This window comes from Paucibacter hankyongi, from assembly GCF_037482915.1.
Taxonomy (GTDB): Bacteria; Pseudomonadota; Gammaproteobacteria; order Burkholderiales; family Burkholderiaceae_C; genus Paucibacter_A; species Paucibacter_A hankyongi.
Genome location: NZ_JBBHJX010000003.1, coordinates 1 through 26587, shown reverse-complemented (window position 1 = coordinate 26587; position 26587 = coordinate 1). Strand labels below are relative to the sequence as shown.

24 protein-coding genes and 1 other RNA gene are annotated in these 26587 nt (G+C 60.2%); 11 read left to right on the top strand and 14 right to left on the bottom strand.

The window, feature by feature from the left end:
• Nucleotides 1-3: 3 nt before the first annotated feature.
• The 13 genes from WG899_RS06115 to gyrA all read right to left on the bottom strand — a co-directional run bounded on the left by WG899_RS06115 (nucleotide 4) and on the right by gyrA (nucleotide 15096).
• Nucleotides 4-1017 (bottom strand): glycosyltransferase family 2 protein, encoded by a 1014-nt coding sequence (locus WG899_RS06115; RefSeq protein WP_339594743.1) that lies wholly within the window; start codon nucleotides 1015-1017, stop codon nucleotides 4-6.
• Entirely contained in the window at nucleotides 1014-2012 is a 999-nt protein-coding gene (locus WG899_RS06110) for a glycosyltransferase family 32 protein (protein ID WP_339594742.1), read from the bottom strand. Before WG899_RS06110 ends, WG899_RS06115 begins: the two co-directional genes overlap by 4 nt.
• 22 nt (nucleotides 2013-2034) lie before the next feature.
• The gene (locus tag WG899_RS06105) at nucleotides 2035-2763 is read right to left on the bottom strand and encodes a glycosyltransferase (protein WP_339594741.1); all 729 of its coding nucleotides are present in this window, start codon (nucleotides 2761-2763) and stop codon (nucleotides 2035-2037) included.
• 13 nt (nucleotides 2764-2776) lie between these two features.
• Nucleotides 2777-3925: a lipopolysaccharide assembly protein LapB gene (gene lapB / locus WG899_RS06100; RefSeq protein WP_339594740.1), complete on the bottom strand. Its 1149-nt coding sequence runs from the start codon at nucleotides 3923-3925 to the stop codon at nucleotides 2777-2779.
• Nucleotides 3915-4214, bottom strand: coding sequence for a lipopolysaccharide assembly protein LapA domain-containing protein (locus WG899_RS06095; protein ID WP_339594739.1), 300 nt, complete (start codon nucleotides 4212-4214; stop codon nucleotides 3915-3917). Before WG899_RS06095 ends, lapB begins: the two co-directional genes overlap by 11 nt.
• A gap of 53 nt (nucleotides 4215-4267) precedes the next feature.
• Nucleotides 4268-4594, bottom strand: coding sequence for an integration host factor subunit beta (locus WG899_RS06090; protein WP_339594738.1), 327 nt, complete (start codon nucleotides 4592-4594; stop codon nucleotides 4268-4270).
• Between the two features lie 108 nt (nucleotides 4595-4702).
• Nucleotides 4703-6412, bottom strand: coding sequence for a 30S ribosomal protein S1 (gene rpsA / locus WG899_RS06085; RefSeq protein WP_263536742.1), 1710 nt, complete (start codon nucleotides 6410-6412; stop codon nucleotides 4703-4705).
• A 154-nt stretch (nucleotides 6413-6566) separates the two neighbouring features.
• Nucleotides 6567-8594, bottom strand: a complete 2028-nt coding sequence (locus WG899_RS06080) for a bifunctional 3-phosphoshikimate 1-carboxyvinyltransferase/cytidylate kinase (protein WP_339594737.1) — start codon at nucleotides 8592-8594, stop codon at nucleotides 6567-6569.
• Between the two features lie 60 nt (nucleotides 8595-8654).
• Nucleotides 8655-9533, bottom strand: a complete 879-nt coding sequence (locus WG899_RS06075; protein ID WP_339594736.1) for a prephenate dehydrogenase — start codon at nucleotides 9531-9533, stop codon at nucleotides 8655-8657.
• Nucleotides 9534-9540: 7 nt separating this feature from the next.
• Complete coding sequence (gene pheA / locus WG899_RS06070) at nucleotides 9541-10662, bottom strand: prephenate dehydratase (protein ID WP_339594735.1); 1122 nt, start codon at nucleotides 10660-10662, stop codon at nucleotides 9541-9543.
• The gene (gene serC, locus WG899_RS06065; protein ID WP_339594734.1) at nucleotides 10655-11776 is read right to left on the bottom strand and encodes a 3-phosphoserine/phosphohydroxythreonine transaminase; all 1122 of its coding nucleotides are present in this window, start codon (nucleotides 11774-11776) and stop codon (nucleotides 10655-10657) included. The genes pheA and serC overlap by 8 nt, the downstream gene beginning before the upstream one ends.
• Nucleotides 11777-11830: 54 nt before the next feature.
• Nucleotides 11831-12433 carry a DUF2059 domain-containing protein gene (locus WG899_RS06060; RefSeq protein ID WP_339594733.1) on the bottom strand — a complete coding sequence of 201 codons (603 nt, stop codon included), beginning with the start codon at nucleotides 12431-12433 and terminating at the stop codon, nucleotides 11831-11833.
• A gap of 2 nt (nucleotides 12434-12435) precedes the next feature.
• Complete coding sequence (gene gyrA / locus WG899_RS06055; RefSeq protein ID WP_339594732.1) at nucleotides 12436-15096, bottom strand: DNA gyrase subunit A; 2661 nt, start codon at nucleotides 15094-15096, stop codon at nucleotides 12436-12438.
• 263 nt (nucleotides 15097-15359) lie between these two features.
• Here gyrA and ompA point away from each other — a divergent pair, with 263 nt between their 5' ends.
• From ompA to WG899_RS06000, 11 genes are all read left to right on the top strand, one after another.
• A complete protein-coding gene (gene ompA / locus WG899_RS06050) occupies nucleotides 15360-16022 on the top strand; it encodes an outer membrane protein OmpA (RefSeq protein WP_339594731.1) in 663 nt (220 codons plus the stop codon).
• Nucleotides 16023-16153: 131 nt separating this feature from the next.
• A complete protein-coding gene (ubiG, locus tag WG899_RS06045; RefSeq protein ID WP_339594730.1) occupies nucleotides 16154-16855 on the top strand; it encodes a bifunctional 2-polyprenyl-6-hydroxyphenol methylase/3-demethylubiquinol 3-O-methyltransferase UbiG in 702 nt (233 codons plus the stop codon).
• Nucleotides 16852-17550, top strand: coding sequence for a phosphoglycolate phosphatase (gene gph, locus WG899_RS06040; RefSeq protein WP_339594729.1), 699 nt, complete (start codon nucleotides 16852-16854; stop codon nucleotides 17548-17550). Before ubiG ends, gph begins: the two co-directional genes overlap by 4 nt.
• 13 nt (nucleotides 17551-17563) lie before the next feature.
• Nucleotides 17564-17935, top strand: a transfer-messenger RNA (tmRNA) gene (ssrA, locus tag WG899_RS06035).
• A 114-nt stretch (nucleotides 17936-18049) separates the two neighbouring features.
• Nucleotides 18050-19411 carry a tyrosine-type recombinase/integrase gene (locus tag WG899_RS06030; RefSeq protein WP_339594728.1) on the top strand — a complete coding sequence of 454 codons (1362 nt, stop codon included), beginning with the start codon at nucleotides 18050-18052 and terminating at the stop codon, nucleotides 19409-19411.
• A complete protein-coding gene (locus WG899_RS06025) occupies nucleotides 19408-20175 on the top strand; it encodes a hypothetical protein (protein ID WP_339594727.1) in 768 nt (255 codons plus the stop codon). Before WG899_RS06030 ends, WG899_RS06025 begins: the two co-directional genes overlap by 4 nt.
• A gap of 102 nt (nucleotides 20176-20277) precedes the next feature.
• Entirely contained in the window at nucleotides 20278-20472 is a 195-nt protein-coding gene (locus tag WG899_RS06020; protein ID WP_339594726.1) for a helix-turn-helix transcriptional regulator, read from the top strand.
• A 215-nt stretch (nucleotides 20473-20687) separates the two neighbouring features.
• Nucleotides 20688-21035, top strand: coding sequence for a hypothetical protein (locus WG899_RS06015; protein ID WP_339594725.1), 348 nt, complete (start codon nucleotides 20688-20690; stop codon nucleotides 21033-21035).
• A gap of 92 nt (nucleotides 21036-21127) precedes the next feature.
• A complete protein-coding gene (locus tag WG899_RS06010) occupies nucleotides 21128-21391 on the top strand; it encodes a hypothetical protein (protein WP_339594724.1) in 264 nt (87 codons plus the stop codon).
• On the top strand, nucleotides 21375-22202 hold the full coding sequence (locus tag WG899_RS06005; protein WP_339594723.1) for a hypothetical protein: 828 nt from the start codon (nucleotides 21375-21377) through the stop codon (nucleotides 22200-22202). Before WG899_RS06010 ends, WG899_RS06005 begins: the two co-directional genes overlap by 17 nt.
• 1088 nt (nucleotides 22203-23290) lie before the next feature.
• On the top strand, nucleotides 23291-24028 hold the full coding sequence (locus tag WG899_RS06000) for a PEP-CTERM sorting domain-containing protein (protein ID WP_339594722.1): 738 nt from the start codon (nucleotides 23291-23293) through the stop codon (nucleotides 24026-24028).
• Nucleotides 24029-24833: 805 nt separating this feature from the next.
• On the opposite strand, the gene WG899_RS05995 is transcribed toward WG899_RS06000, so the two are convergent.
• A complete protein-coding gene (locus tag WG899_RS05995) occupies nucleotides 24834-26006 on the bottom strand; it encodes an Lcl C-terminal domain-containing protein (RefSeq protein WP_339594721.1) in 1173 nt (390 codons plus the stop codon).
• Nucleotides 26007-26587: the final 581 nt, after the last annotated feature.

Genomic DNA, 26587 nt, shown 5'->3' with positions numbered 1-26587 from the left:
GCGTCACCGAGCGGCGCGCCGAGTCCAGTAGTGAAACTGTAAGGCCCGCAGCCAGCGGCCGCGCCTCAGATAGGCGCGCATCAAAGCGCTTGCGCTCATCGGGGACGAGTTCTGCCAATGTTGCGCATAGCGCGCCAATGCGTCGGGGTCTTGGCTCTGCCCAACCAGCTTCACTCTGCGCTTGCAGGCGCGGATAAAGGTGCGCGCACAAAAGTGTGCGACTTCGAAGCGCGTTTGATCGGAATGGGGCAGGTCGGCTGCGTTCAGGGCTGCTCCGAAACCCACCATGGCCAGCATCCAGTCCTCGATCTTGGCGGGCGAGAGGTTCGCCAAAATGCTGCCGGCGCGCTGCCGATAGGCGAGCCAGACTTCCGGGACATGGATGTAGTTGCGGGCCTGCAAGGCCAGATAGGGCGACACCGCGAGGTCTTCAAAGGTACGCCCCACTGGGAATACCAAACCGGCGGGCCATGCTGAGCGTTTGAAAATTTTCGACCAGGAATGCAGTTGGCCGGCTTCAAACAGGCCGCCGAGCAGGGCGCTGCGGTCTTGGCTCAAGACGCGCTTGGGGCCTTTGAAGGTGGCGATGTGGGCATAGCGTGGCTGACTCAAACGCTGTGGATTGTTCTCGTCGTCGAAGGCCCTGAAATCACACAGAATCAGATCGGGAGCATGGCGATCAACCGTCGCTTTGAGTGAAGCGATGGCTCCAGGCTCGAGCAGGTCATCGGAGTCGACAAACCAAACGTATTGGCCTTGAGCGGCGCTCAAGGCCGTGTTTCGCGCAGCGCTCAAGCCTTGGTTGTGGGTATGCCGGATGCAGCGCAGCTGCTGCGGATGCTTGCCCTGCAAGTCGGCCAATATTTGCGCCGAGCCATCGGGCGAGGCATCGTCAACAAAGATCAGTTCCACCCCTGTATCGGCTTGGGCGAGGATGGATTCGGCGCAATCGGCAAGATAGGCCTCGACCTTGTAGACCGGCAGCAGGATGCTCAGCCAGGGCAGATCCGTGCTCATGCCTTGTCTGACCGGGAGGGCATGCCGAGCAGGCGCGCCAGAGCGCTGCGGCGATAAACCCGGCCCCGATTCCAGCCTTGTTCCACCACGCGACGATCACCGCCGCGCAACTTGATCAGCACCGGCAGGCGCTTGGGGCAGGGGCTGAGGGCCAGGCGAGCATTGAGGTGCCGTTTGCGCCAACGCAGCGCCGCATGGAAGCCCAGGGCCGAGTCTTCGGCGCGCAGCAGGGCCAGTCGGTAGGCCTGACGGGGCTGGTCCAACAAGACGGCCGCGGCCATGTGCATGATCAGATAGCTTTGATCCTTGGGACCCAGGCCTTGGGCCACGCGGGTGAGCTTGCCCTGTGCATGAAGCGTCTGAAGATAAGCCTCTTCGCCCTGGCTCAAGGCTTGGCCAAACTCCTCGGCCAAGTCTTGCACGAAGGGGCTGCCGGGCGGCGCGGCCATGAACCAGTTTTCGACGATGGGCTGCTCGGGCCGGGTGGTGAAACGGTCGATGTAAAAGCCAACAAACTCGGCCCGGCTTTGCTGCTGCAAGTCATGAGCCCAAGCCAGGCTTTCGCACAGAAGCGCCGAAGCGTCGATCCAAAAACCGCCATGCTGGGCCAGCAATTGCAGGCGCAACCAATCGGCTTGTCTGAAGTGGGGCAGTTGCTGCAGCCGATTTTCAAAAGCGCGGGTGTCGACCCAGTCGCGAATATTGCCCTGGTGCAAAAGGCGCACCTCATGATCAGGGGCAAAGCGCTGCCAGTTGGCTTGGCAGCGGGCAATGAAATCCGGCGGCGGGGTTTCATGCCAATAGGCCCAGATCAGTTTGGGGATGGGCGCGGGCGGAGCCGGTTCTTCCGCAGTCGACGGCGGCATCACCAGCACAGTCTTGGGCCTGGCCGGGACGCTGGCGAACAGAATCTGCGCGCCTTCCCAAAGCAGCGCGAGCAGCAGCAAGGCCAGCAGGGCCAAGGCGATTGTCAAAACAAGGGCGAATCCACTCATGCCGGGCAGGGCGTCCGTCGGCTTATTCGCGCCAATGGTCCGCGATCCAAGGCGCAGGGCGAGCATGTCGCCAATTGCCATTGTTCCGACCGGCCAGTGCGTCGGGCGGGTTCATCACGCCGTGGAAGATCAGAATGCGAGCGCCCTTGGGGATGATGGGGTCGCGCCAATAGCTGGTGGGCCAGGTCGGGATGCAGTGGTATTTGTAGCTGGCGCACCAGCTTGAGTCCCAATACTTCACCTTGCCCTGCTTGTGCAGCACATCGGTCAGATAAGCCTGTTCGTTACGGAAGTCGGCCTTGGCCTGGGCCTGGTTCTCGCGAAACTTCTGCAGCACATCGGCATGGGCGCCGAGTTGGAAACGGTAGACCGAAGAATTGCCGGTGATGCGCCAGGGGCGTTTCCAGTCATGGATGATCAAGAACTCGCCCGGCACTTCAAAGAAGGGCGTGATGTCGCCCACGATCACCACGTCCAGATCGAGGAATAGGGCCGTGCCTTTGAGGCCATAAAGGTCGGACTCAAAGGTGGTGAGCTTTTTCCAGCCGCGCTCGGGTTCACCGTTAGGCAGGGTCAACTCGGGAATCGGCAGGCATTGCACTTCATCGCGAATGCCTTCGCTGCGGTCCGTCAAACAGACGAATTTGAACTCGCCCTTGAGGTGGCGGCGCACCATGGCATAGAGCCGGTTGACGTATTCGGGGCCGTACTTGGTGCCCCATTTCATGCAGAGGATGACGCGCTCGTCCATGGTCCTGGCTTTCTTAGAGTTCTTCCACGTGGCGCGGTGGGTAGGTGTCCCAGTTCAGGCAACCGGGGCACTGCCAGAAATAGTGCTGCGCCTCGAAGCCGCAGGCGGCGCAGCGGTAACGCTGCAGCGGGCGCACGGCGCGGTCGATGGCGCCTGTGACCAGCGGCGACTCGGCCTCGGTCAGTTGGAATTGGCTTTGTGTCAGCAGCGTGCGGGCGGCCGATAGGCTGGGCTGCTCTCGCAGATGGCGGCTGAGGCGCTCGCGCTGTTGGGCCGCGGTGGGTTCGAGTTGAGCGATTGCTCGCAGCAGATGCATGCCTGGCGCCCGGCCGTACTGATCGCTCAAAATGGCCAGAGCGCGCTCTTGGCTTCCGCAAGCCATGGCGGCCTCGGCAAATTCACGCGCCACCAGATTGAAGGCTTCTGAGTTGACCGCCAACAGCTCCGCGTAGGCGTTCATGGCCTGTTTGTGCTCGCTCAAACGGGCATGCATCTGCCCCAGCAACACATGGGCACGCGCCGACTGCGGCGCAACCTTGCGGGCTTCGGAGAGCAGCTTTTGCGCTTCAAGGTCTTGATCGCGAGCCTGTGCTTCCAAGGCCAACTCGCACAGGTAATGCGCAATGCGAGCGGCGAAGGAGGCGGTGCCCGTCTGCTCCAGCAGGCGTGCCACTTCGGCGGCCTTGCGCCAGTCACGGGTGCGCTCATACAGGGCCAGCAAGGCCAACTCGGCCTCGTTTTCGAAGGGCGTGCCCATCAGCGCCTGAAAAGCGCTTTCGGCGCGGTCAAACAGGCCCGCTTTGTAGAAGTCTTGCGCCAAGGCGTGCTGAGCACGGTCGCGTTCGCTGCGTGGCAAATCACCGCGTTGCAGCAGGTGCTGATGCACCCGCACCGCGCGCTCGTACTCGCCGCGGCGGCGGAACAGATTGCCCAGCGCGAAGTGCAGTTCGGAGGTGTCCGGGTCGTGCTGGACGGCTTCGATGAAGGCGTCGATGGCCTTGTCTTGCTGCTCGTTCAGCAGCAGATTGAGGCCTTTGAAGTAAGCCTTGGGTGCACTTTGTTGTTCGCGCTTCCACTGCCGGGTGTCGAGTTTGGAGGCGAGCCAACCCAGGGCAAAAGCCGCGGGCAGCACAAAGAGCAGCCAGCGAAGATCAAAGTCCATCGTGGATTACGGCGGGAGGGGTCAGGGGAGCGTTGCCGTCTTGGCCTTCTGGTGTGGCTGCGGACGTGCGATTGACGGCGATGCGCCGGTGGTGCCACCAGGCCGGTACCATGGCCAAGACACCCAGGGCACAGCCCATGCCAAAGGCGATTAGGACGACGATCACCAGCGGCGAGCGCCATTCGCGACCGAAGAACCAGCGCACGATGACCTCGTCGCTGTTGTTCAGCGCGAAGGCAAAAAGTGCGAAAAAGAGGAAGGCTCTAAACAGCCAGATGAAGATGCTCATTGAGCGGCGATTCTAGTGCGGCCGCTGCATGCAATCTGCGGACTTAGGGGCGCTCAATCAGCAAACTGTTGCTTGGCTGGCACTTCGGTCGTTGCTTGCCCGCTGGCGTCGACGGCTTCGCGCAAGGCCTTGCCCGGCTTGAAGTGGGGGACCAGTTTTTCTGGGATCAAGACTTGTGCGCCGCTGCGTGGGTTGCGCCCGGTGCGGGGCGGGCGGCGGTTGACCTGGAAGCTGCCAAAGCCGCGAATCTCGATCCGATGGCCACGCGCCAAGGCATCCGACATGGCGTCAAGAATGGTCTTGACGGCAAATTCGGTGTCGCGCTGCGTCAGTTGACCAAAGCGGTCGGCCAGCAAGGCAACAAGGTCGGAACGGGTCATGGGGGCGGTTCAGAGTGGGCAGAAGGTTCTCATAAAAAAGGCCCGCGCTCCTTGCGGAGGCGGGCCTGTTCGGCATTGCACAGCCCCCGAAGGAGCTGAGGGCAATTTTTAGCCTTGGTTGTCCAGCTTGGCGCGCAGCAGAGCGCCCAGGCTGGTAGTGCCGGCGTTTTCACGCTCGGACGTGGCCGACAGGCGCTGCATAGCTTCCTGGTTGTCGGCGTTGTCCTTGGCCTTGACCGACAACTGGATGTTGCGGGTCTTGCGGTCGATGTTGATGATGACGGAAGTGACTTCGTCGCCTTCCTTCAGCACATTGCGGGCATCTTCCACGCGGTCACGGCTGATTTCCGAAGCGCGCAGGTAGCCCAGCACTTCGTCGGCCAACTCGATCTCGGCGCCACGGGCGTCCACAGTCTTGACCTTGCCGGTCACCGTCATGCCGCGGTCATTGACCGTGGTGTAGGTGGTGAACGGGTCGCTGTCCAACTGCTTGATGCCCAGGGAGATGCGCTCGCGCTCGACGTCCACGGCCAGAACCAGGGCTTCGACTTCTTGGCCCTTCTTGAAGTTGCGCACAGCAGCTTCGCCGGTTTCGTTCCACGACAGGTCGGACAGGTGCACCAGACCGTCGATGCCTTGAGCCAGGCCAACGAACACGCCGAAGTCGGTGATCGACTTGACGGGGCCCTTGACGCGGTCGCCGCGCTTGACGGTTTCAGCGAAATCTTCCCAAGGATTGGCCTTGCACTGCTTCATGCCCAGGGAGATGCGACGCTTGTCTTCGTCGATTTCCAGGACCATGACTTCGACTTCGTCACCCAAGGTGACCAGCTTCGAAGGAGCAATGTTCTTGTTGGTCCAGTCCATTTCGGACACGTGCACCAGGCCTTCGATGCCCGGCTCGATTTCAACGAACGCGCCGTAGTCAGCGATGTTGGTGATCTTGCCGAACAGGCGGGTGCTGGTCGGGTAGCGGCGGGCCACGCCGAACCACGGATCGTCGCCCAGCTGCTTCAGACCCAGCGAAACGCGGTTCTTCTCAGCATCGAACTTCAGGATCTTGGCGGTCAGTTCCTGACCGACAGTGACCACTTCGCTCGGGTGACGGACACGGCGCCATGCCATGTCGGTGATGTGCAGCAGGCCGTCGATACCGCCCAGGTCCACGAATGCACCGTATTCGGTGATGTTCTTGACCACGCCCTGAACGATGGCGCCTTCGGCCAAAGTTTCCAGCAGCTTGGCGCGCTCTTCGCCCATCGAAGCTTCAACCACAGCACGGCGCGACAACACAACGTTGTTGCGCTTGCGGTCCAGCTTGATGACCTTGAACTCCATGGTCTTGCCTTCGTACGGGCTCATGTCCTTGACCGGACGTGTGTCCAGCAGGGAACCCGGCAGGAAGGCGCGGATGCCGTTGACCAGAACGGTCAGGCCGCCCTTGACCTTGCCCGACACGGTACCGGTCACGAAGTCGCCCGACTCCAGTGCGGTTTCCAGCGACAGCCACGAGGCCAGACGCTTGGCCTTGTCGCGCGACAGGATGGTGTCGCCGTAGCCGTTTTCGATGGCGTCGATGGCCACGGAAACGAAGTCACCGATTTGAACTTCCAGCTCGCCCTGGTCGTTCTTGAATTCTTCGATTGGCACGTAGGACTCAGACTTGAGGCCTGCGTTCACGACGACGAAGCTGTGCTCGATACGCACGACTTCGGCGGAAATCACTTCACCGGCGCGCAGGTCGGAGCGCTGCAGCGACTCCTCGAACATGGCGGCAAAAGAGCCGGCGGCGAAGGATGTGGTTTGGGTTTGGGACATGGTGTTTCCTGGCCAGCTGATCAAGGCGTTTGACCGGCGGACGATGGGTGCTGGGCCTTGCGGCTTCGCGGGTTAGGTTGTGGACAAGACCGGTCTTGGGGAACTGACGTTCGAATGGAAGACCGGTCCGGCGTGTTACTGAGTCTTTTGCAGATCAACGCTGGTCTGCAAACGACCCCGCTTGAGCCCACCAAGCCAGCACCAATTCCTTTGATTCCTCAATGGACAGGGCCGAATTGTCGAGCTCGCGCGCATCTGCGGCAGGGGCTAGGGGCGATGCCTTGCGGGATTTGTCCTGCAAGTCACGCGCCTCCAAATCTTGACGCAAGCCCGCGATACTAGCCGAAATTCCCTTGGAAATCAATTGCTTGTAGCGGCGCTCAGCCCGCGTGGCGGCGCTGGCCGTGAGAAAAACCTTCAGTTGCGCATCGGGGAATACGGCCGTGCCCATATCGCGCCCGTCGGCCACCAAGCCGGGCAGGCGGCGGTAATCCAGCTGCAATTGATTCAGCGCGTGGCGCACCTCAGGGTGGGCGGCGACCTTGGAGGCCAAGAGGCCGGTGGTTTCCAGGCGCAGGGCCTCTGTGATGTCATCTTCGCCCAGGGTGACGCGGCCTTTGCGGAAATGCAGGTCCAGGCGGGCGGCGATTGCCGCAACGGCTTGGCCGTCGTCCAGGTCGACACCGGCGCGTTGCGCGGCCAGGCCGCTGGCCCGGTACAACATGCCGGAATCCAACACCACATAGCCCAAGGCATGGGCGACTTCATCGGCCAGGGTGCCCTTGCCGGAAGCGGTGGGCCCGTCGATGCAGATCACCGGAATGTCTTTGCTGCGCGCCTTGCTGACCTCGAACAGGGTTTCGAAGTAATCGGGGAAGGTCTTGGCCACGCAGTGCGGCTCCAGAATCCGCACCGGCACCGAGGCGTGGGTCTTGTCCGCGACCAGGCCGTTGAAGGCGGCGAGCGAGAAGCACATGGCGATGCGGTGATCGTCATAGGTGTGGATGGCAGCGGCTTGCCAGGCCTTCAGCGGATGCACGCGCAGCCAGTCCGGGCCTTCTTCAACCTGGGCGCCGAGCTTGCGCAATTCGGTGGCCATGGCGGCGATGCGGTCGGTTTCCTTGACGCGCCAGCTGGCGATATTGCTCAGCAGCGTCGGCGCGTCGGCGTACAAGGCCATCACGGCCAAGGTCATGGCGGCGTCGGGAATGTGATTGCAGTCCAGCTCGATGCCGCGCAAGGGCCAGGCACCGCGGCGCACTTCCAACCAATTGGGGCCGGCTTCGACCTTGGCGCCCATGGCCTGCGCCGCTTCCACAAAGCGCACATCGCCTTGCAGCGAGGCGCTGCCCACGCCTTCGATGCGCAGCGGGGAGTCCAGCGCCGCCAAGGCGCCCAGGGCCACAAAGTAAGAGGCCGAGGAGGCATCGCCTTCCACATGCACCGTGCCCGGTGAGCGATAGCGGCTGCCGGCCGGGATGGTGAAGCGCTGCCAACCCTCGCTTTGCACCTGGATGCCAAAGCGCTTCAGCAGTTCCAGCGTGATGTGGATATAGGGCTTGGAGATCAGCTCGCCGATGACCTCGATGACCACGTCTTGCTCGGTCGCGACCAAGGGTAGCGCCAGCAACAGTGCCGTCAGGAACTGGCTGGACACATCGCCGCGCACCTTGACCGGCTGGCTCAGGTCTAAGGCCGACGGGCCGCTCAAATTCAAGGGCGGATAGCCCTCTTGGCCCAGGCAATCGATCTTGCAGCCCAGCAAGCGCAGGGCATCGACCAAGTCGCCAATCGGCCGCTCGTGCATGCGGGCCACGCCGCTCAGTTCGAACTCGCCGCCTTGGGTGGCGGCCAACACTGCCAAAGCCGCCGTCAGCGGGCGCATCGCCGTGCCGGCATTGCCCAGGAACAGCTTGGCTTCATCAACGCTCAGGCGCCCGCCGATGCCGGTGACCCGCAGCTTGCCGTGGTCCGAGGTTTCCAGATGGCAGCCCAGGGCCTTCAGCGAATCCAGCATCACGGCGGTGTCATCGCTGTCGAGCAGATCGTGGACCTCGGTCACGCCTTCCGACAAGCCGGCCAGCAGCAAGACGCGGTTGGAGATACTTTTGGAGCCCGGCAGGCGCACGGTGCCGGCCGCGCTGCGCAGCGGCGGGAGGTCGAGGAAAGGAATCTTGAACATGGTGTCAGCAAAAAAGGTTGCGGTAGAGGGCCGCGCGCGGCATGCGCCTGCGCTCTCGGTCTACTTGGGCTGGCGCGGTGCCGCCAATTGCCACTGGGCGCGGGCTTCCGAGATCAGGCGGATGCGGGCTTCCAGCGCTGCGGCGTCATCGTTTTTCAACAGCGCTTCGATGGCGTCCAGTGCTTGACGGAAACGTTGCGACTGCACCAGCACCTCGGCCTTGTTGGCCATCAGGATGTCACGCCAGACCGAGGGTTCGCTCGCGGCGATGCGGGTGAAATCACGGAATCCCGGACCCGCCAGGCTCAGGAAATCGCGGCCGGCCGGTTGTGCGGCGACCGATTGAAAGTAGGCAAAAGCCAGCAGATGCGGCAAATGGCTGACGGCGGCAAAGGCGGTGTCATGGTTCTCCGGCGTCATCTTCAAGACGCGGGCGCCGAGCGCCGACCAGACATCGGTGGCGCGCTGCACCAGGCCTGCATCGGTCTGCGGCAGCGGGGTGAGGATGACCTGGCAGTCCTGGTATAGCGTCACATCGGCGTTTTGCACGCCGCCCGATTCCTTGCCGGTGATCGGGTGCGCCGGCACAAAGCCATTGATGTGCTTGCCCAGGGCGCGCTGCGCCGCGGCCACCACATCGCCCTTGGTCGAGCCCACGTCCATCACCAAGACCTTGGGCGTCACCAGGTGGCGGATCGCCTTCAGCGTCGACTCGGTGGCCGAGACCGGCACGGCGATCAAGACGATGTCAGAGCCCGAAACGGCCAGCAGCGCTGATTCGGCCGCCACATCAATGACGCCCAAGCGTTTGGCCATCTCGGTGGTGGAGGGCGACTTGCTGTAGCCGACCACGCGTTTGACCAGGCCGGCTTTCTTCAGTGCCAGGGCGAAGGAGCCGCCCATCAGGCCGCAGCCGATCACGCCAAGTTGGTCGAACATCGCCGGTCTATGCCTTCAGAGGGTAGGAGCCAATCACCTTGAAAAAGGCGCTCAGCTCGCGCAATTCTGTCAGAGCCGCTGCCACATGGGGCTGCGTGGGGTGGCCGTCCAGATCGATGTAGAAATAGTAATCCCACTGGCCGGTGCGTGCTGGACGCGACTCCAGGCGTGTCATCGAAACGCCATGGGTCTTCAGCGGCACCAGCAGATCATGCATGGCGCCGGGCTTGTTGGGCACCGACACGATGAGGCTGGTGCAGTCGTTGCCGGTGGCGGGCGGCGTGGCCATGGTTTGCGGCAGGCAAATGACGGCAAAGCGGGTGCGGTTGTAGGCCTCGTCCTGGATGGCGTGCGCGGCGATGTGCAGGCCAAAAATGGTGGAGGCGCGCTCGCTGGCAATGGCCGCCCATGCCGGGTTGGTGGCTGCCAGGCGAGCGCCCTCGGCATTGCTGGAAACCGCGCGGCGCTCGGCATTGGGCAGATGCTTGGCCAGCCAGTTCTGGCATTGCGCCAGTGCTTGCGGATGGGCCAGCACGGCCTCAACGCCTTCCAGCGAATTGTCCAGCCGCATCAGGTTGTGGCGGATCAGCAGGCTGACCTCACCGACCACATGGGTGGGCGTGTGCAAGAACAAATCGAGCGAACGGGTCACCACGCCTTCGGTCATGTTCTCCACGCCGACCACGCCGTACTGGGCGCTGCCGCTGGCGGTGGCATGGAAGACTTCGTCGAAGCTATTGCAGTAAATCAGGTCGGCCGCGCCGCCGAAATACTCGATGGCGGCCTGCTCGCAAAAAGTCCCCAGCGGCCCCAGCACGGCGACGCGCTGCGGCGATTCCAAAGCCAAGCAGGCGGACATGATTTCGCGCCAGATGGCGGCGACATGCTCGTCTTTGAGCGGGCCTTTGTTGGCGGTCTTGATCTTCTCGATCACCTGCGCCACACGGTCCGGGCGGAAGAAGGGCGAGCCTTCGCGGCGTTTGATTTCGCCCACTTGCTCGGCCACATGGGCGCGGTCGTTCAGCAGGGTCAGGAGTTGCGCGTCCAGCGCGTCAATCTGCTGGCGCAGGGCGAGTAGTTCAGGAGCTGCGGTGCTGACGCCCGCGCTCTCAGCTGGTTTCTCAGCCATATTGGGTCTCAAAGTCCTTCAGGTAGGCCACCAGGGCCTGCACGCCTTCAAGAGGCATGGCGTTGTAGATCGATGCGCGCATGCCGCCCACGGACTTGTGGCCCTTGAGTTGCAGCAGCTGTCTCTCTTTCGCTCCGGTCAGGAAGGCTTGAGTGAGGGTGTCGGTATTGAATGCGCCGCGCAGGTAGAAGGGCACATTCATGCGCGAGCGGCAGTCGGCCGCCACGCGGTTTTCAAACAGGGGCGAGGCATCCAGCGCGGCGTAGAGCAGCTGGGCCTTGTCGATATTGCGCTGCTCAATGGCAGCCAAACCGGTCTTGCCGGCATAGCTGAAGGCCTTCAGCCACTTGAACACCAGGCCGGCCACGTAAATGCCGAAGGTGGGCGGCGTGTTGTACATGGACTTGGCCTCGGCCACCGTCTTGAAGTCAAAGGCCGAGGGACAGATGCTCATGGCGTGGCCCATCAAGTCTTCGCGCACAAAGACCAAGGTCAGGCCGGCGGGACCGATGTTTTTTTGCGCGCCGCCAAAGGCCAGGCCGACAAGCGACCAGTCTATGGGGCGAGACAGCTGTTGCGATGAGCAGTCGATCACCAGCGGCGCATCGCTGCCCAGGGTTTTTAAATCGGGCAGCTCATGGAACTCCACGCCGTCGATGGTTTCGTTGGAGCACAAGTGCACATAGGCCGCATCCTTGCGCAACTGCCAAGTGCTGGCAGCGGGCAGGGCGGTGAAGCGGCTGGCCGCGCCGTCGGCGGCTACTTGGACGTCGGCATAACGGCGTGCTTCCTGGGCACTTTTCTTTGACCAGGAACCGCTGACGACCACATCGACCTTGCCGCCGCGCGACAAATTCATCGGCACGATGGCGTTCTCGGCCAAGCCGCCGCCCTGCATGAACAGGATGCGGAAGTTGGCCGGCACCTGCAGCAGCTCTCGCAGATCGCGCTCGGCCGCTTCGGCGATGGAGGTGAACTCGGCGCCCCTATGGCTCATCTCCATCACGCTCATGCCTGAGCCTTGCCAGTCCAACATTTCAGCGGCGACCTGCTGCAAAACTACTTCAGGTAATGCGGCGGGGCCGGCAGAAAAATTGAACGGGCGCTGGCTCATCGATTCAAGGCTGAGTGGACAGGGTGAGTGGCTGTAGGGACGGCCGAGTGGGGTTTACTTCTTCGGTGCGGGTGCGGCCGCAGGGGCGGAGGCCGCAGGCTTGGGCGTGATACCCAAGTTCTTGGCCGTGGCTTGCTGCAGGGTCTTGAACTTGGCGTCCAGGGTCGGGCCGGCTTCAGCCATCAGCTTTTGAGCCAAGGCGTTTTGCATCTCAGGGCTGACTTGCTGGTACTTCTTGCTCACCGGGTTGTCCAGCCAGGCGATGATTTGCTTGAGCTCTTCTTCGCTGAACTTTTCGTCCAGGATGGGGCCCCAGGTCGCAGCCGACAGCTTGGCGCCCTTGTCCTTCATCAGCGGCACAGCGTCGTCGACGAACTTGCGAACGTCGGCCTCGATGGCCTTGGCGGTAGCTTCGCGCTTTTCTGCGGGAACCTGGGTTTGCAGGGCCTGGCCGGCGCCTTGCATCATCTGGCCGACCGGCTGCTGAATCAGCATGCGGGCGATGTTCTCAACGCCGGGTTGCTGCAGCTGGATCATCTTGGCGATCAGCTCCTTCTTGGCGGCGCTGGGAGCGGGCGTCGAAGCGCCTTGCGCAAAGGACGTGCCGGCGCACGCAAGCAGGGTTGCTGCGGCCAAAATCTTCAGGGACTTGTTCAAGCTCATTCCTTGTTAGCGTCATCGGCAGCACCGGGATTGGTGCCTTCTTCGTTCGGGGTTTCGGCCTCGGCCGAGCCTTCGTTGGCATCGTTTTCAACGATGCGTTGCAGGCCGGACAGTTTAGAGCCGTCATCCAGTGCGATCAGGGTCACGCCTTGGGTGGCGCGGCCCAGTTCACGGATCTCAGAGACGCGGGTGCGAACCAGCACACCGCGGTCGGTGATCAGCATGATTTCATCGTCAGGACGCACCAGCGTTGCGGCCACCACGCGACCATTGCGCTCGCTTTGCTGGATGGCGATCATGCCCTTGGTGCCGCGGCCGTGGCGGGTGTACTCGAGGATGTTGGTGCGCTTGCCGAAGCCGTTTTCGGTGGCGGTCAGCACGCTTTGCGATTCATCCTCAGCCACCAGCATGGCGATCAGGCGCTGCTCGGGCTCGAGCATCATGCCGCGCACACCGCGAGCCTGACGGCCCATCGGACGCACATCGTCTTCGTCGAAGCGAACCGCCTTGCCGCCATCGCTGAATAGCATCACATCGTGCTTGCCATCGGTCAGTGCGGCGCCGATCAGGAAGTCGCCCTCATCCAGGTCCACAGCAATGATGCCGGCCTTGCGCGGGTTGCTGAAGTCCTTCAGTGAGGTCTTCTTGACGGTTCCCAGGGCGGTGGCCATGAAGATGAAATGATCTTCGGGGAAGACGCGGAACTCGCCGGTCAGCGGCAGCACCACGGTGATCTTCTCGTCCTGCTGCAGCGGGAACATGTTCACGATGGGCTTGCCGCGCGAGGCGCGTGAGCCCTGCGGCACTTCCCAGACCTTCAGCCAATAAACGCGGCCGCGATTCGAGAAGCACAGAATCCAGTCGTGCGTGTTGGCGATGAAGAGCTGGTCGATCCAGTCGTCATCCTTGGTCTGCGTGGCTTGCTTGCCGCGACCGCCGCGTTTTTGCGCGCGGTATTCACTCAGCGCCTGGCTCTTGATGTAGCCGGTGTGGGAGAGCGTCACCACCATATCGGTCGGGGTGATCAGGTCTTCGGTGCCGAGTTCCTGCGCGTTCGGCTCGATGGTGCTGCGGCGTGCGCCAATCTTGGTCTGGCCGAATTCTTGGCGGATATGTGTGAGCTCGTCGCCGATGATGGCGGTGACGCGCTCTGGGCGGGCCAGGATGTCCAGCAGATCAGCGATCTGCGCCATGACTTCCTTGTACTCGCTGACGATCTTGTCTTGTTCCAGACCGGTCAAGCGCTGCAGGCGCATCTGCAGAATTTCGCTGGCTTGGTCGTCCGACAGGCGATAGAGGCCATCCTCTTGCATGCCGAAGGCAGCAGGCAAACCTTCCGGGCGGAAGGCATTGCGCCCGCCAGGCGTGTCACCCTCGGCGCGCACCAACATCTCACGCACCAGCGAAGAGTCCCAGCTCTTGCTCATCAGGGCGAGCTTGGCGACCGGCGGGGTTGGCGAGTTCTTGATGGTGGCGATGAACTCGTCGATATTGGCCATGGCCACGGCCAGGCCTTCCAGCACATGACCGCGCTCGCGGGCCTTGCGCAGATTGAAGACGGTGCGGCGGGTCACGACCTCACGACGGTGTTCCAAGAACACCGTGATCAGGTCCTTCAAATTGCACAGCTTCGGTTGGCCGTCGACCAGGGCCACCATATTCATGCCGAAGGTGTCTTGCAGCTGAGTCTGCTTGTATAGATTGTTCAGCACCACCTCGGGCACTTCGCCGCGCTTGAGCTCGATCACCACCCGCATGCCGGACTTGTCCGACTCGTCCTGGATGTGGCTGATGCCTTCGATTTTCTTCTCATGCACCAGCTCAGCAATGCGCTCGAGCAGGGTCTTCTTGTTGACCTGATAAGGGATCTCGTCAACGATGATGGACTGGCGCTGGCCGCGGTCGATGTCTTCGAAGTGCACCTTGGCGCGCATCACCACCTTGCCGCGACCAGTGCGGTAGCCGTCACGGGCGCCGGTCAGGCCGTAGATGATGCCGGCGGTCGGGAAGTCCGGCGCCGGGATGATTTCCATCAGCTCATCGACGCTGGCTTCGGGGTTCTTCAGCGCGTGCAAGCAAGCATCGACAACTTCATTCAAGTTGTGCGGCGGAATGTTGGTGGCCATGCCCACCGCGATACCGGTTGAGCCGTTGACCAGCAGGTTCGGAATGCGCGCCGGCAAGACCAGCGGTTCCTTTTCGGAGCCGTCGTAGTTAGGTCCGAAATTGACGGTTTCTTTGTCAATATCGGCCAGCATTTCGTGGGCGATTTTGTCCAGGCGGATTTCGGTATATCGCATGGCTGCGGCGTTATCGCCGTCCACCGAGCCGAAATTACCCTGGCCGTCCACCAACATATGACGCAGCGAAAAGTCCTGTGCCATACGCACGATGGTGTCGTACACCGCGCTATCACCGTGTGGGTGATATTTACCAATCACGTCGCCGACGATACGGGCCGACTTTTTATAAGGCCGGTTCCAATCGTTATTGAGCTCGTGCATTGAAAAGAGCACGCGGCGATGCACGGGCTTGAGGCCGTCGCGGGCGTCAGGCAGGGCACGGCCGACGATCACGCTCATCGCGTAATCGAGATATGAACGGCGCATCTCCTCTTCGAGGCTGATGGGCAATGTTTCCTTGGCGAACTGGGTCATGCGCTTGTGCTCGGCTCTCACCCGTCAGGTGGGCCTCGTCGTTGGGGACTGGAATTGCGATTCTAAGCGGCGCCGGCTGTAGCAGCCGCGCAACAAAGCTGAGATCAGAGTCGCGAAGCACCGCCACAATACGAAGTTATCGGTGCCCTATGGCACAATCGATGAGTCCCTAGGAGAAACCCGTATGCAGGGTTTTTCTAAGGTTTTTTGTTCAAGTACTGGGCAATCGCAGGGCAACTGCGGCATTCCTTGAGAGGAGAATCATGAAGAAATTGAACCAAGTGGCGTCGCTTATCTCCGTCGCCGCAGTCGCTGCCTTCGCTTCGTCTGGCGCGTTTGCGCAGACGGTTGACAACTGGCGCGCGACCGATGGCACCGTTTGGAAGAACGGCACGAACGAACTGTGCTGGCGCGATTCCAACTGGACCCCGGCAACTGCCGCTGCTGAATGCGACGGCGCGCTGAAGCCAGCTCCTAAGGCTGCTCCTGCTCCCGCACCGGCTCCTGCTCCTGCTGTGGCCCCTCCTGCAGCGCCTAAGCCAATCGTTGTGCCTCCGAAGCCTGTGAGCGAGAAGGTCACCTTCGCCGCTGACGCATTCTTCGACTTCGACAAGTCGGTGCTGAAGACTGAAGCCAAGGCCAAGTTGGACGACCTGTACAGCAAGACCAATGGTCTGAACCTGGAAGTCATCATCGCCGTCGGCCACACCGACTCGGTGGGTAGCGATGACTACAACCAGAAGCTGTCGGTCCGCCGCGCTGAAGCCGTCAAGGCCTATCTGGTGAGCAAGGGTGCTGAGAAGAACCGTGTTTACACCGAAGGCAAGGGCGAGAAGGCTCCTGTTGCTGACAACAAGACCGCCGAAGGCCGCGCCAAGAACCGTCGCGTGGAAATCGAAGTGGTTGGTACCCGCAACAGCAAGTAATCAGCGGTCAAGCGCTTCGGCGCTTGCCACACTGAATTGCTAGTAAAAGCCCCGCCTGTGCGGGGCTTTTTTGTTGGCGTAAGCCTTCTTGCAAGCCCAATTGCAAATCCAATTTTTCATAGCACTCCGCCATGACCAACGCTGACCCTCAAGAACTCGCCAAGTTTGGTGATTTGGCCCACCGCTGGTGGGATACCGAGAGCGAATTCAAGCCGCTGCATCAGATCAATCCGCTGCGTTTGGATTGGCTGTCCAGCCTGTGCCCGCTAGCGGGCAAGCAGGTACTCGACGTAGGCTGTGGCGGCGGCATCCTTTCGGATTCGATGGCACGTCGTGGCGGCCAGGTTCTGGGCATTGACTTGGCGACCAAGGCTTTGCGCGTAGCGCAGTTGCACGCCATGGAAGCGGGCACCGAAGGCGTGGAATACCGCGAAATTGCCGTTGAGGCTTTGGCGCTGGAGCGGCCGGCGTCGTTTGATGTGGTGACCTGTATGGAAATGCTGGAGCATGTGCCCGACCCGGCCTCGGTGGTGCGGGCTCTTGGCGAACTCGTCAAGCCGGGAGGTTGGGTGTTTTTGTCGACCTTGAATCGCAACCTCAAGTCGTTTTTGTTTGCCATCGTCGGTGCTGAGTATGTGTTGAAGATGATCCCGGCCGGCACCCATGAGTACGCGCGTTTCTTGCGGCCCTCCGAGTTGGCTCAGTTCTGCCGAGATGCGGGCCTGGAGATGTACTCGAGCCGCGGCCTCAGCTACAACCCTTTGACCCAACGCTATTCAATGGGCTCGGATACCGACGTCAACTATCTACTGGCATGTCGCAAGCCGCTATGAGTTCGGGAGCAATGCGCGAGGCCGGGGTAATGCTTGCGCCGGTGCGAGCCGTCTTGTTTGACCTTGACGGAACGCTGGTCGACAGCGCGCCCGACTTGGCCGGCGCCGTCAATGAGATGCGCGTCATGCGGGGCTTACCCGCCATGCATCTCGAGCAGTTGCGACCGATGGTCGGTGCAGGCGCACGTGGCATGCTTGGCTTGGCATTGCAGGTGCGGCCTGAAGACGCCCACTACGAGGCTTTGAAGGATGAGTTCCTCAGTCGCTACGAAGCACGCCTGGCCTTGGAGACGCGACTCTTCCTGCACGTGCAGACCATGCTGGATGCACTGGCCGAGGCCGGCATTGCCTGGGGCATTGTGACCAACAAAGCCGAGCGCTTTGCCTTGCCCCTGACGCGGCAATTGGGCCTGCATGACGCGGCACGGGCCGTGGTCGGCGGCGACACCACGCCGCATTCAAAACCGCATCCGGCGCCCTTGCTGGAGGGGGCTCGGCGCGCCGGCGTGGCGCCCGAGCATTGTGTGTATGTTGGTGATGACGAGCGAGATATCTTGGCGGGCCAAGCCGCGGGTATGCAAACCATTGCCGCGGCCTGGGGGTATTTGGGCAATGGCAAGCCTGTTGAAGATTGGCGCGCAGATATTGTTCTTTCTTCGCCCGCCCAGCTCTTGCAAGTGCTGGGACTGCCCTAAAATACCAAGTTCTGGGGCCGACCAGGTTTCGACGTGGGTGCGGATCCGGAGTAGGGCATGCCGAGCACCAGTCCGCTCGTAAAACCACTGGAAACAAAGTAACTGCAAACGACTCTACGTTCGCACTCGCCGCTTAATTGCGCGTGAGCTTCTCAACGGTTGGCCAATGGGCCGGGCTTAAGTCGCAAGATGGACAGCTGAGAAGTCATTCACATTGGCTGGTTTCTTGCCGGGTCACTCGGTAGGGAACAAGATTTAGTGACTGGCGGGAAGGATAGCGTGCCACTGCGCGATTCAACCGTGAGATTCAAATCAGCCGGCTAAGCATGTAGATCTGCCCGGTGATGGCTTGCGGACGGGGGTTCAATTCCCCCCGGCTCCACCATTACAACCTCCGGCAAGGTGCGGAGAAGTCCAAAAAGCCCTAAGTAATCAACGACTTAGGGCTTTTTCTTTGTCCGGAGAAGTGCGAGAACTTCCAAGAGCTTCCGTCGCTTTTTTGCAAGAACATCAGCAAGAACTCCATAATGAGTGCTCTCGCAGTCAGGGAGTTCTTGCAGTGGCTAAAAACCTTCTTTCCGACAAAACACTAAAGGCCATCAAGCCGGGGGATGAGCGGAAACGCATCAATGACGGCCAAGGGCTTTATCTTCAGCTTTTCGTCAATGGAGGTGCAACGCACGGTTGGCGCTTCACTTACACGTCGCCCGTGACCGGCAAGCGCAACATTCTGAGCTTTGGCACCTATGGGCGGGTGACGCTGGCGCAAGCACGCGAAAAGGCAGAAGAGGCCCGGGCGCTGGTGGCCCAAGGGGCAGATCCAAGCAAGGAGCGTCAGGCGGCCAAAGCCGATCTTTTGGACATGCGCGAAGCGGAGCGGTTGGCAGATGCAGGCCTGCCCCCCAAGAACTCCTTTGAGGCGGTGGCCCGCGATTGGCTCAAAACCGTGCATGAGGTCAAAGTCAGCCCTGGGCATGCCGAGCGCACCCGTATTCGCCTGGAGCAAGATGCATTCCCTTGGATAGGTCGCCGACCCATAGCTGAAATTGAAGCACCGGACTTGCTGGCCTGCCTGCGCCGGGTTGAGGCCCGGGGTGCCATAGAAACTGCGCATCGGGTCAAGGATGCCTGTGGCCAAGTGTTTCGCTTTGGCGTGGCCACGGGAGCTTGCGAGCGCAACCCTGCCGCCGACTTGAAGGACGCCATGCAGCCGGTGCAGACGCGCCACCATGCCGCCATTACTGACCCCGTGCTAGTGGGTAAGTTGCTGCGCGACATGGCCGACTATCAGGGCCACCCCGTGACCCGCACGGCGCTGGCGTTGTCGGCTTTGTTGTTGCTTCGACCGGGTGAATTGCGACACATGGAATGGGCTTGGATTGATCTGGATGCGGCAATGTTGACCATCCCTGCTGAACTTATGAAGCGCAAGAAAGTAGACAAGGTAGGCGGTCCACCGCATCTGGTTCCCCTTGCTGACCAAGCAGTCGCGCTGCTGAAGGATTTGCAGCCCTTAACCGGGGCAGGCAGGTTTGTCTTCCCAGCCCTGACCACCGGCCAGCGCTGCATGAGTGAAAACACAGTTCGGAGCGCGCTGCGACGGCTGGGTTACGGAAATGACGATATGACTGCCCATGGCTTCCGCGCTACCGCCAGAACCATGATTGCCGAGCGACTGAACGTTGACCCTGCGGTGATCGAAGCGCAGTTAGCCCATGCCGTAGCCGATTCCCTTGGAAGGGCCTATAACCGAGCGCAATACCTTGAGCAGCGGCAATCCATGATGCAGGCTTGGGCTGACTACTTGGACAGGCTGCGGCAGGGAGCGGAAGTTGTGCCACTCAACCGGAAAATAGCATGAGCTCTGAGCATTCTGATTACCTTAGCCGGATTGTTAGTGTGCTTCGAGATGAGGATGCCGGGCAGACTCTTAGCGGTGAGGAGGTGCAGAGGGTTTGCGACACACTCAACACTTTAGGCAAAGCTGAAGTCGTGGCGCTTTCGAGGCTACTTGCCGACCGGACGCAGACCGTTGCATCGACCGCCGAAGTAGATCTGCGTGAGCGCGTTTACTCCCTAACAAATAGCGCTGTAGGGGAATCCCAGTCACAGGTCTTTGATAGTCTTTGCAAGCAGGTTTTTGTTGTTTTTGGGGACGATGCTACAGACGCCGAAATTCTGGCGAACTCAGCCACCCCTGATCTTGTCCGTTATCTGACCAAGGCCTTGCGATCATTTCACAACAGAGCTTTGAGCGGCGCATCGCCTCGGAAGCGAAATGACGCACTTGCGAGGGCAATGCTGTCCGCCGCTCCTATTGGAGGCAAGAACAGATTGAAAGAAATGGAGCAGGCGATTATTCAAGCGGCCCGCAACGCCAGTGCTGCAACTCGTCGTAGTGCTGAGCACACCGCAGCAAATCAAGGCCTTCAGCCGCAAGCAGAGCGGACGCGCAGGAGTGCTGAAAAAGCAGCACTTGCGGCCGCTCTTGAGGTGTTTCACCCTATCGAAATCGGTGCCAAGAATGCTGAGGGCTGGGACGAAAAATGCCGCAGAGAGGCAGAAAGAAAAGTGCGAAAGCTGTTGGCTGAGGAATGCTTGATCAGAGAGTCAGACCCGAAATGAATCAAGGCAGGGGGTAATTCGGGCATCTTTACCCCCCGTGACCGGTCGGACCTTTATCCCCAAACTCCAGTTGTTCTTTGTTGCAACCTACTGGAGACCAAGATGACCGAAACCGAAAAATTGATCCGCATCTCTGAGGTGATGGCCAGCACAGGCTTGGCGAAATCAACGCTCTATGCAATGCAGCGAGCAGGGGAGTTTCCGCAGTCGCTGGCGCTGTCGCGCCGCTGCGTTGCGTGGCGGGAATCGGAGGTGCAGGAATTCATAGCATCGCGTGTTCGCACCACCAATGACTGAGCGACTGACTATGAACACAAACACCTCCTCAGCCGCCCATGCTGACGCTGCGATTCAGCAGCCAGATACAGCTATTACGAACGCTAGTGCAGTCACCATTTTTCTTGCGGCTGCGCGTTGCTGGAGCGTCCGGCACATGGGCTCAGCATCGTTCTATTCAGGCGTAGATAGTCTTGGGGCCCCGTTTTTGGTGGCGCTGGAGAATGACAGCCATCATGCCGCAGTCTTCCGCCGACGCAGCTTTGATGACTTTGAGCGCGCAACATCCGCTGACGGTCAGCAGCGCAAGAAATGCGAAGGCCACAGCCATGACTGAGTCAAGCCGAACGACAGCGAAGCACGACCTGTTGAAGTGGATCGAGCAATACACCCAGCAAGCCCGGGAGCATGTGCAGTGTCTTCGTGAAGACCCGGGTGCGGATCGACAGCGCCGAGAAGTCGCTGAAGCGATGCTGGAAATTGTTGACCCCGCCTTCCACCTCGCATCGATCGATACCGGAATTGAGGGTGGCGAAGTCACGATCGAAACCGAGGCTGGATTCATGTGGCCACCCCATGACTAGCCTCGTGACCTTTTGCCGTTCAAGTAATCAATGACTTGAGCGGCTATTTAATATGAGCAATTCGCAACCAACAGCGCAAACGAGAACAGAAAATGCAAACTTCATACCTTGACGCCGGCCAGATTGCCGAAACGCTTAAAGACAGCCACATCCTCGCTCAGATCGAATCGCCAAGCTTGAATGGCTTTCCCGTCACCTATGTCTTGGAGTTTGAGCGACAAGACATTCTGCTCGTTGTGAACAAGGACGGTAGCGGCATGGTGGTGTATCCGTGCGGCGGCTATGGCCACGAAGAGGGGTCTATTCACGACCAAGCCCGAATGAGCCTTAGAGAAGCCCGTGCTGCTGCTTGCTGACGAGACCTACTTAGAAGATGGCCCTGCCGGCGCGGCAGGGCCTGACGCGCCAATAATTCTGTCGGTTTTTCAGCTGAGACTTCAATTGGCGAGCAGCACCAGCGCAATCGCGGACTTCAAGCGCCGCACCGCCACCCTGGAGACGGATGACACACAAACTCTGGTGCTGAGAGTTGGCACGACCACAGACCCACTTGTTTTGTGGGCGATCCATCTTGAGTTGGATCGACGCGACGTGCCGCCCTGCATCAGATGGCCGACCAATGATGGCGATGGCGGCCAACTTGAGTTCATTACCTTCCTTGCCGATCTGCACTGGCTCTGCAAACGCTCCCCCTCCCACCGCCCAAAATTCAAGGGCTGGAGTGGAGCCTTCAAGCACTCGCCGGACAGTCAGGAATGGCACCTTGCAGCCCATCGACAGTACGCGTGGATCATGAGGCGAGGCCTTGGCTTGTCGCATCAATGTGCGAAAGGGCTGGCGCTGGTTGACGAACAGCGCTTGGACTTGATGACCTTGCCGACCACGGCGATGCAGGCTGAACGTCGCAAGCTTCAACCAGGGCCGTTTGAACGCACTCGGGTGGTATTGCAAAGCAACGCTCTTTTGAAGCCGGACAGATCGGGGCGCGTGCTGCCCAGAGACAGCGCCGAACGCCGCGCCAAGCTATGGCGGGTGTACTTGCTATCTGGGCGCAGGCAAACCGTCACGGCAGTGAACTGGAGCCTCCTGACGGGCGAGTGCGTGACCAGACAGGCCCTCATGAAGACTGTGCAAACAGTCGCCAGCATCCTCCGCATCAAGCCATGAGCCCGTTCCCAGGTAAAACTTGCTCCAAGTTGTTGATTTATAATGATTATTCGGCCTAAATGTCAGCGAGTTGTCAATGGAAACGCAGGTTTTCCAGCCAATTCGGCTAGTTATCAGGATCGACGCAGAATTAGCGCAAAAAGCCAACCCTGATAGCGCAAAAAGACCGCATGAAAACGCGCCGAGTGCGCGTGCGATGAATGGCAATGGCTCAGAGCCGTGTCATGCGGATACCCGAACGACATGGCAACAAGGTGTGGCCTCGGACCTCGCTGCTCGGGCGCTCGCCCAAGTGTTGCGCGAGACGAATTGCATATTCGTTCTATTGGGATGCTGCGTCCCTATCGAAGATAGGGGGTAGCTTTGCAACCTCTTCAACCCAGCATTCATCGGGGATTTAGAGGTTGCGAATCTGAGCTAGCGATGGGGTTGCAATTGACCGATGAGTTTGCAACCCCTACTTGCAACCCCTTTTGCTTCCTGCAGGATGCCCCGGAGTACCTTGCACCCCTTATCTGGATTGGCGATGGCCCAAGGCCTTGAAGAGAAGTTTTTTTGCTCCTCCGCATCGCGCCCTATAAGGTTTGGCCCAATTTGACGCCTATCCTGGGCTGTTTTTTCTAGCTTCTTGGTGAATGGCGCAATCACACGGTAGATCGTCAAGTTGTTTGTGAGTCGCGCACCGTAGCCGACAATCTGAGTTCGGTGATCAATTTCTACGCGGTCAATGGGACCTAAAAGCGGTTGAGTCTGACCGAATGATGGTAGGGAGCGAGTCTCAAGTCCTCGGTGCCCGCTTTGTGCCCATACCGGGCATTCGACCTCAGCACCTCAATCGCCCAGGCTCATGCCGTGAACGGTGATTTCCGGGCTTCATCCGCCCCATGTGGCGATCCAAAAACACAGTCGCTGGCTAGTCGGCGCCCAAACTTGCGCATCAGGCCGGCCCCTGACTTGAGGGGGCACCCCTTGATTGGGGGGAGGGGGGGGGGTGTCATTGCTTCACTTAAAATCCGGCCGGCTTTGAGTTGTTCTGTTTGGTTCGGTGTTTGTCATTGAATTGCCAGTTGTATCTTGAAGGTAATTCCTTGAAACATGATCGAGACCTGCCCCTGTGGGTGATGCTTGGTCTTAACTTAATCAAAAAAACCATGAACAACTTGATGAAGAAGACTTTGAAGTCGTCCGCGCTGCTGGGCGCATTGGCCATGATGGGCTCGGCACTGGCGGGGCCTCTGTACACGACGGATTTCGGCGCAGTCGTGCCTGGCTATTACCAGAATGACGACAACGTTTTCTCTCTGACGCTGCCGTTTCAGGTTCAGTTTGGATCCGGGGGGGCGGTGAGCGCATTGGTTGTCTCCAACAACGGCAGTATTTATGGCACGGACGGCAGCCTATATGTTTTCGCCGCTGACTTGGATTCCCGCAACCCCAACAGTGGCACTAGCACGGCTGGAATTTATTACCGGGCAGATGGTGATCGCGCCATCATTTCCTGGGTTGATATGGGCCTATGGCCTTACAACTACTCCGATAGCTACACCTTTCAGGTCGTGCTGGATGGGTCAAGCAACGAGGCGGGCGTCTTCTTCGCTGACGCGTTTCCGACAGCGAGAGCTGGGTTTATGGGCATGAACGTTATGGTCAATGGGCAATCTGTCGGCAGTACCGCCACTGGCCTGGGCGGAACAACGCGCTACTACAACCTAGCCAGCGGCAACCAGATTTCCGGCTTCAGCAATGCCGTGCCTGAGCCGGGAAGCTTGGCGCTAGCCGGGCTGGCGCTTATCGGCGCAGTGGTAGCGCGGCGCAAGACTCGCTGAATCTCAGACTCCTGTTTAGGGCCCGTCGCGTGCGGGCTCCTCTCTGCAGTAGCCTCGGCGTTCCTATTGCCCTGTGCGAAGGATGCTGGCCGGAATCGGCCTCCGAAGACTGCACGGGCTGGCTGCGCGAGTTGAACTCGGAACTACTCATTGGCATGCCCGCCTGCCTTCGTCCGGCCTTGATGCCTTGGAGGCGGATAGGGACGCGCAATATCCAGCACCCGACGAACGGGTGCTACTGGCAACTCGGCAACCCGCTCGGCGGATGGCGGCAAAGCTGCCGCTAGTCAGAGGTGGCGGCCGATTTGGGGAGGGGCTGAATGCCCGGTATGGGCACGATCCTGACGGTGGCGGCCGGCTGCAAGGTGCCCAAAGCCGTCACACGGTTCCTGGAGCGCGCAGAACAAAACACGAGTACTGACCAGTTTCCCAGGCCAAATCTGTCGGCGGCTTTGCAAACAAGCTGAGCTTCGTTTTTGCACCTACCCCCCATGTAGCAGGGGTAATTGAGACGTTATGTTGTTGGCGCCGACCAGGAACTGAGCCACCGCGCCGACAATTGATTGAGCAGTCTCTGGTGACCAATACTTCAGTGCCTATGAGGGCTATCAGTCAATCTACATGGCTCAACGGATGGCGACACCGGTTCCAAAAGTCGCTTAATTGGACGTCAGCGCCAACAGCGCTGTGCTCAGCGCGTGACCTCAGGCAGCCGTGGCCGGTAGCTTGTCCGCGCACTCGAACTGCAGCGTCACGCCTCGGCGGCCATCCGGTCACGCTTGCCGCCAAGGTCATCTTCGATTGCTTAAAACTGAGTGCACAGGCTCTTGCATGCACTCAAACAAGCACTTCGGCCCGAACCCCTGACACATGAATCTTCGCAGTGGCTGATGCGCACGCCGCACTGCATTCGGGACTGCCGGGCCGCGTCTTCTCCGGCTTGCTGGTTGGCTCGATCTCTCTGTCGCGCCAGGTTCTCTGCGCTGTCTTGTCGCTGCCATGCATTGAGTTGATCGTTGGCCTTGATGGCCAATGGGCTCTCGGCAAAGCGGGAAATGATGGCCCGGTAGATCGCATTGGCCTTGCTACTCTCACCGTTGCGGCCGTAGTTCCCTGCGGCCAGATACATGGCCTGAGCATTCTTGCCGTTGAGGGCGGCTTGATAGGCTTTCTCTTCGGCGGCCGCCTGGCGTGCCTGAGCTTCTTCTTCGGCCTTCCTGGCAAGTTCGGCCCGTCGTTTTGCATCTGCGAGCTCGCGCGCACCCTGCTCTCGCTGATTCAGTGCAAGCGTTGATGCTGCAACATATCTGCTGAAGAGCGGAAACTTCTCGGCGGTATTGCCGCGTACCAACCTGATGCTCAGACTCGACTGCAGTCTGCTGCTCACGATGTCTTGGACCTGCCGCTCAACAAATTCACTCGGCGTAATGTTCCAAAACGATGGCCAAAAAAAACCGTCACCATCGCGGTAGAACCATGGTGCAAAGACTGCCGGATTGATCTCTGGTCGAACACAGCCAACCGTGTGCAGCGTTTCAACTTCCGTATGCTCTGGTATTCGCCAATCGGAATGCCCGCCCGTGCGGTCCGCTGCAGCAAACTTCACGGCGGACACGAAATCTGTTGCGAACGCTTGACCACCTTTGCAAGAACCATTTACGTAGATTTGGCCAAGTTGGCAGCGCTGCCATTCCAACCCAGTGCGCGGATCTATGGCCGTGCCTTCCCGCGTGAGCTTGAAACCGTTGTAGTGGTAGCCAATGCCTTTTGGCATCGCGTAGAACTGTGGATCGTTGCAGAGGATTTGACCGGGCTTGACATGAGCCGTGCCAAAGTCTTGAATGGATTCGCTGCTGGCGGCGGGCGTTGACGTTGAGGGCGGTGTGCTTTCCGGATAACCCGATTGAGTCTGCGCGAATGCAATGTTGGAAGTCTGATTGAACGCAAGCAACAAAAGGTAGGCTACAAAGACTCTCACGGTTTTTAACTCCTGCTTGGCTCTGAGAAGGTACTGTTTTTGAAATTTGAACAGATAGCAAATTCAACCGCCCCACGGCAAGTATGACGCTCCTGGAACGGCTGACCCATGCGGATTTCCTATTAGCAAGGCTAGCATCGCTTGGCTGAGGCACTTGGCGCGCCACCAGCACAAACTGTTTGCACTCATTCGGGCTGAATCTTGCTGGGAGTGGCCAGTAGCAATGTGCCCATTCACAGTGTCGCCCATGGCAAACACTTTGGTCGCCCCACCGCCCAGCCGACAGTTGCCAAGAAAAGCGCTGATCGATCTGATCGGGGGCGGTTTTTGCACGAGATCCCTGTCTTCTGGTTCTCGTTCCCCCAGCCGTCTCTGGTGGCCGCGCGCCGGCGCGATGCGCGGGGCTTCAGGCTCGGCGCCGATGTGTGTCAGCTTGTTGCGGACCTCAGGGCCATCAGTGATAAATGCGATCAGATTGAAATTGTCTCCACACTGAGGGCCCAGCAGCAAAATGCCTCGTAGATCCGCGCAATCAACGCCGCCCACAGGTAGCGCGCCGCTGAGGCTCGCTTGGGTGCAAC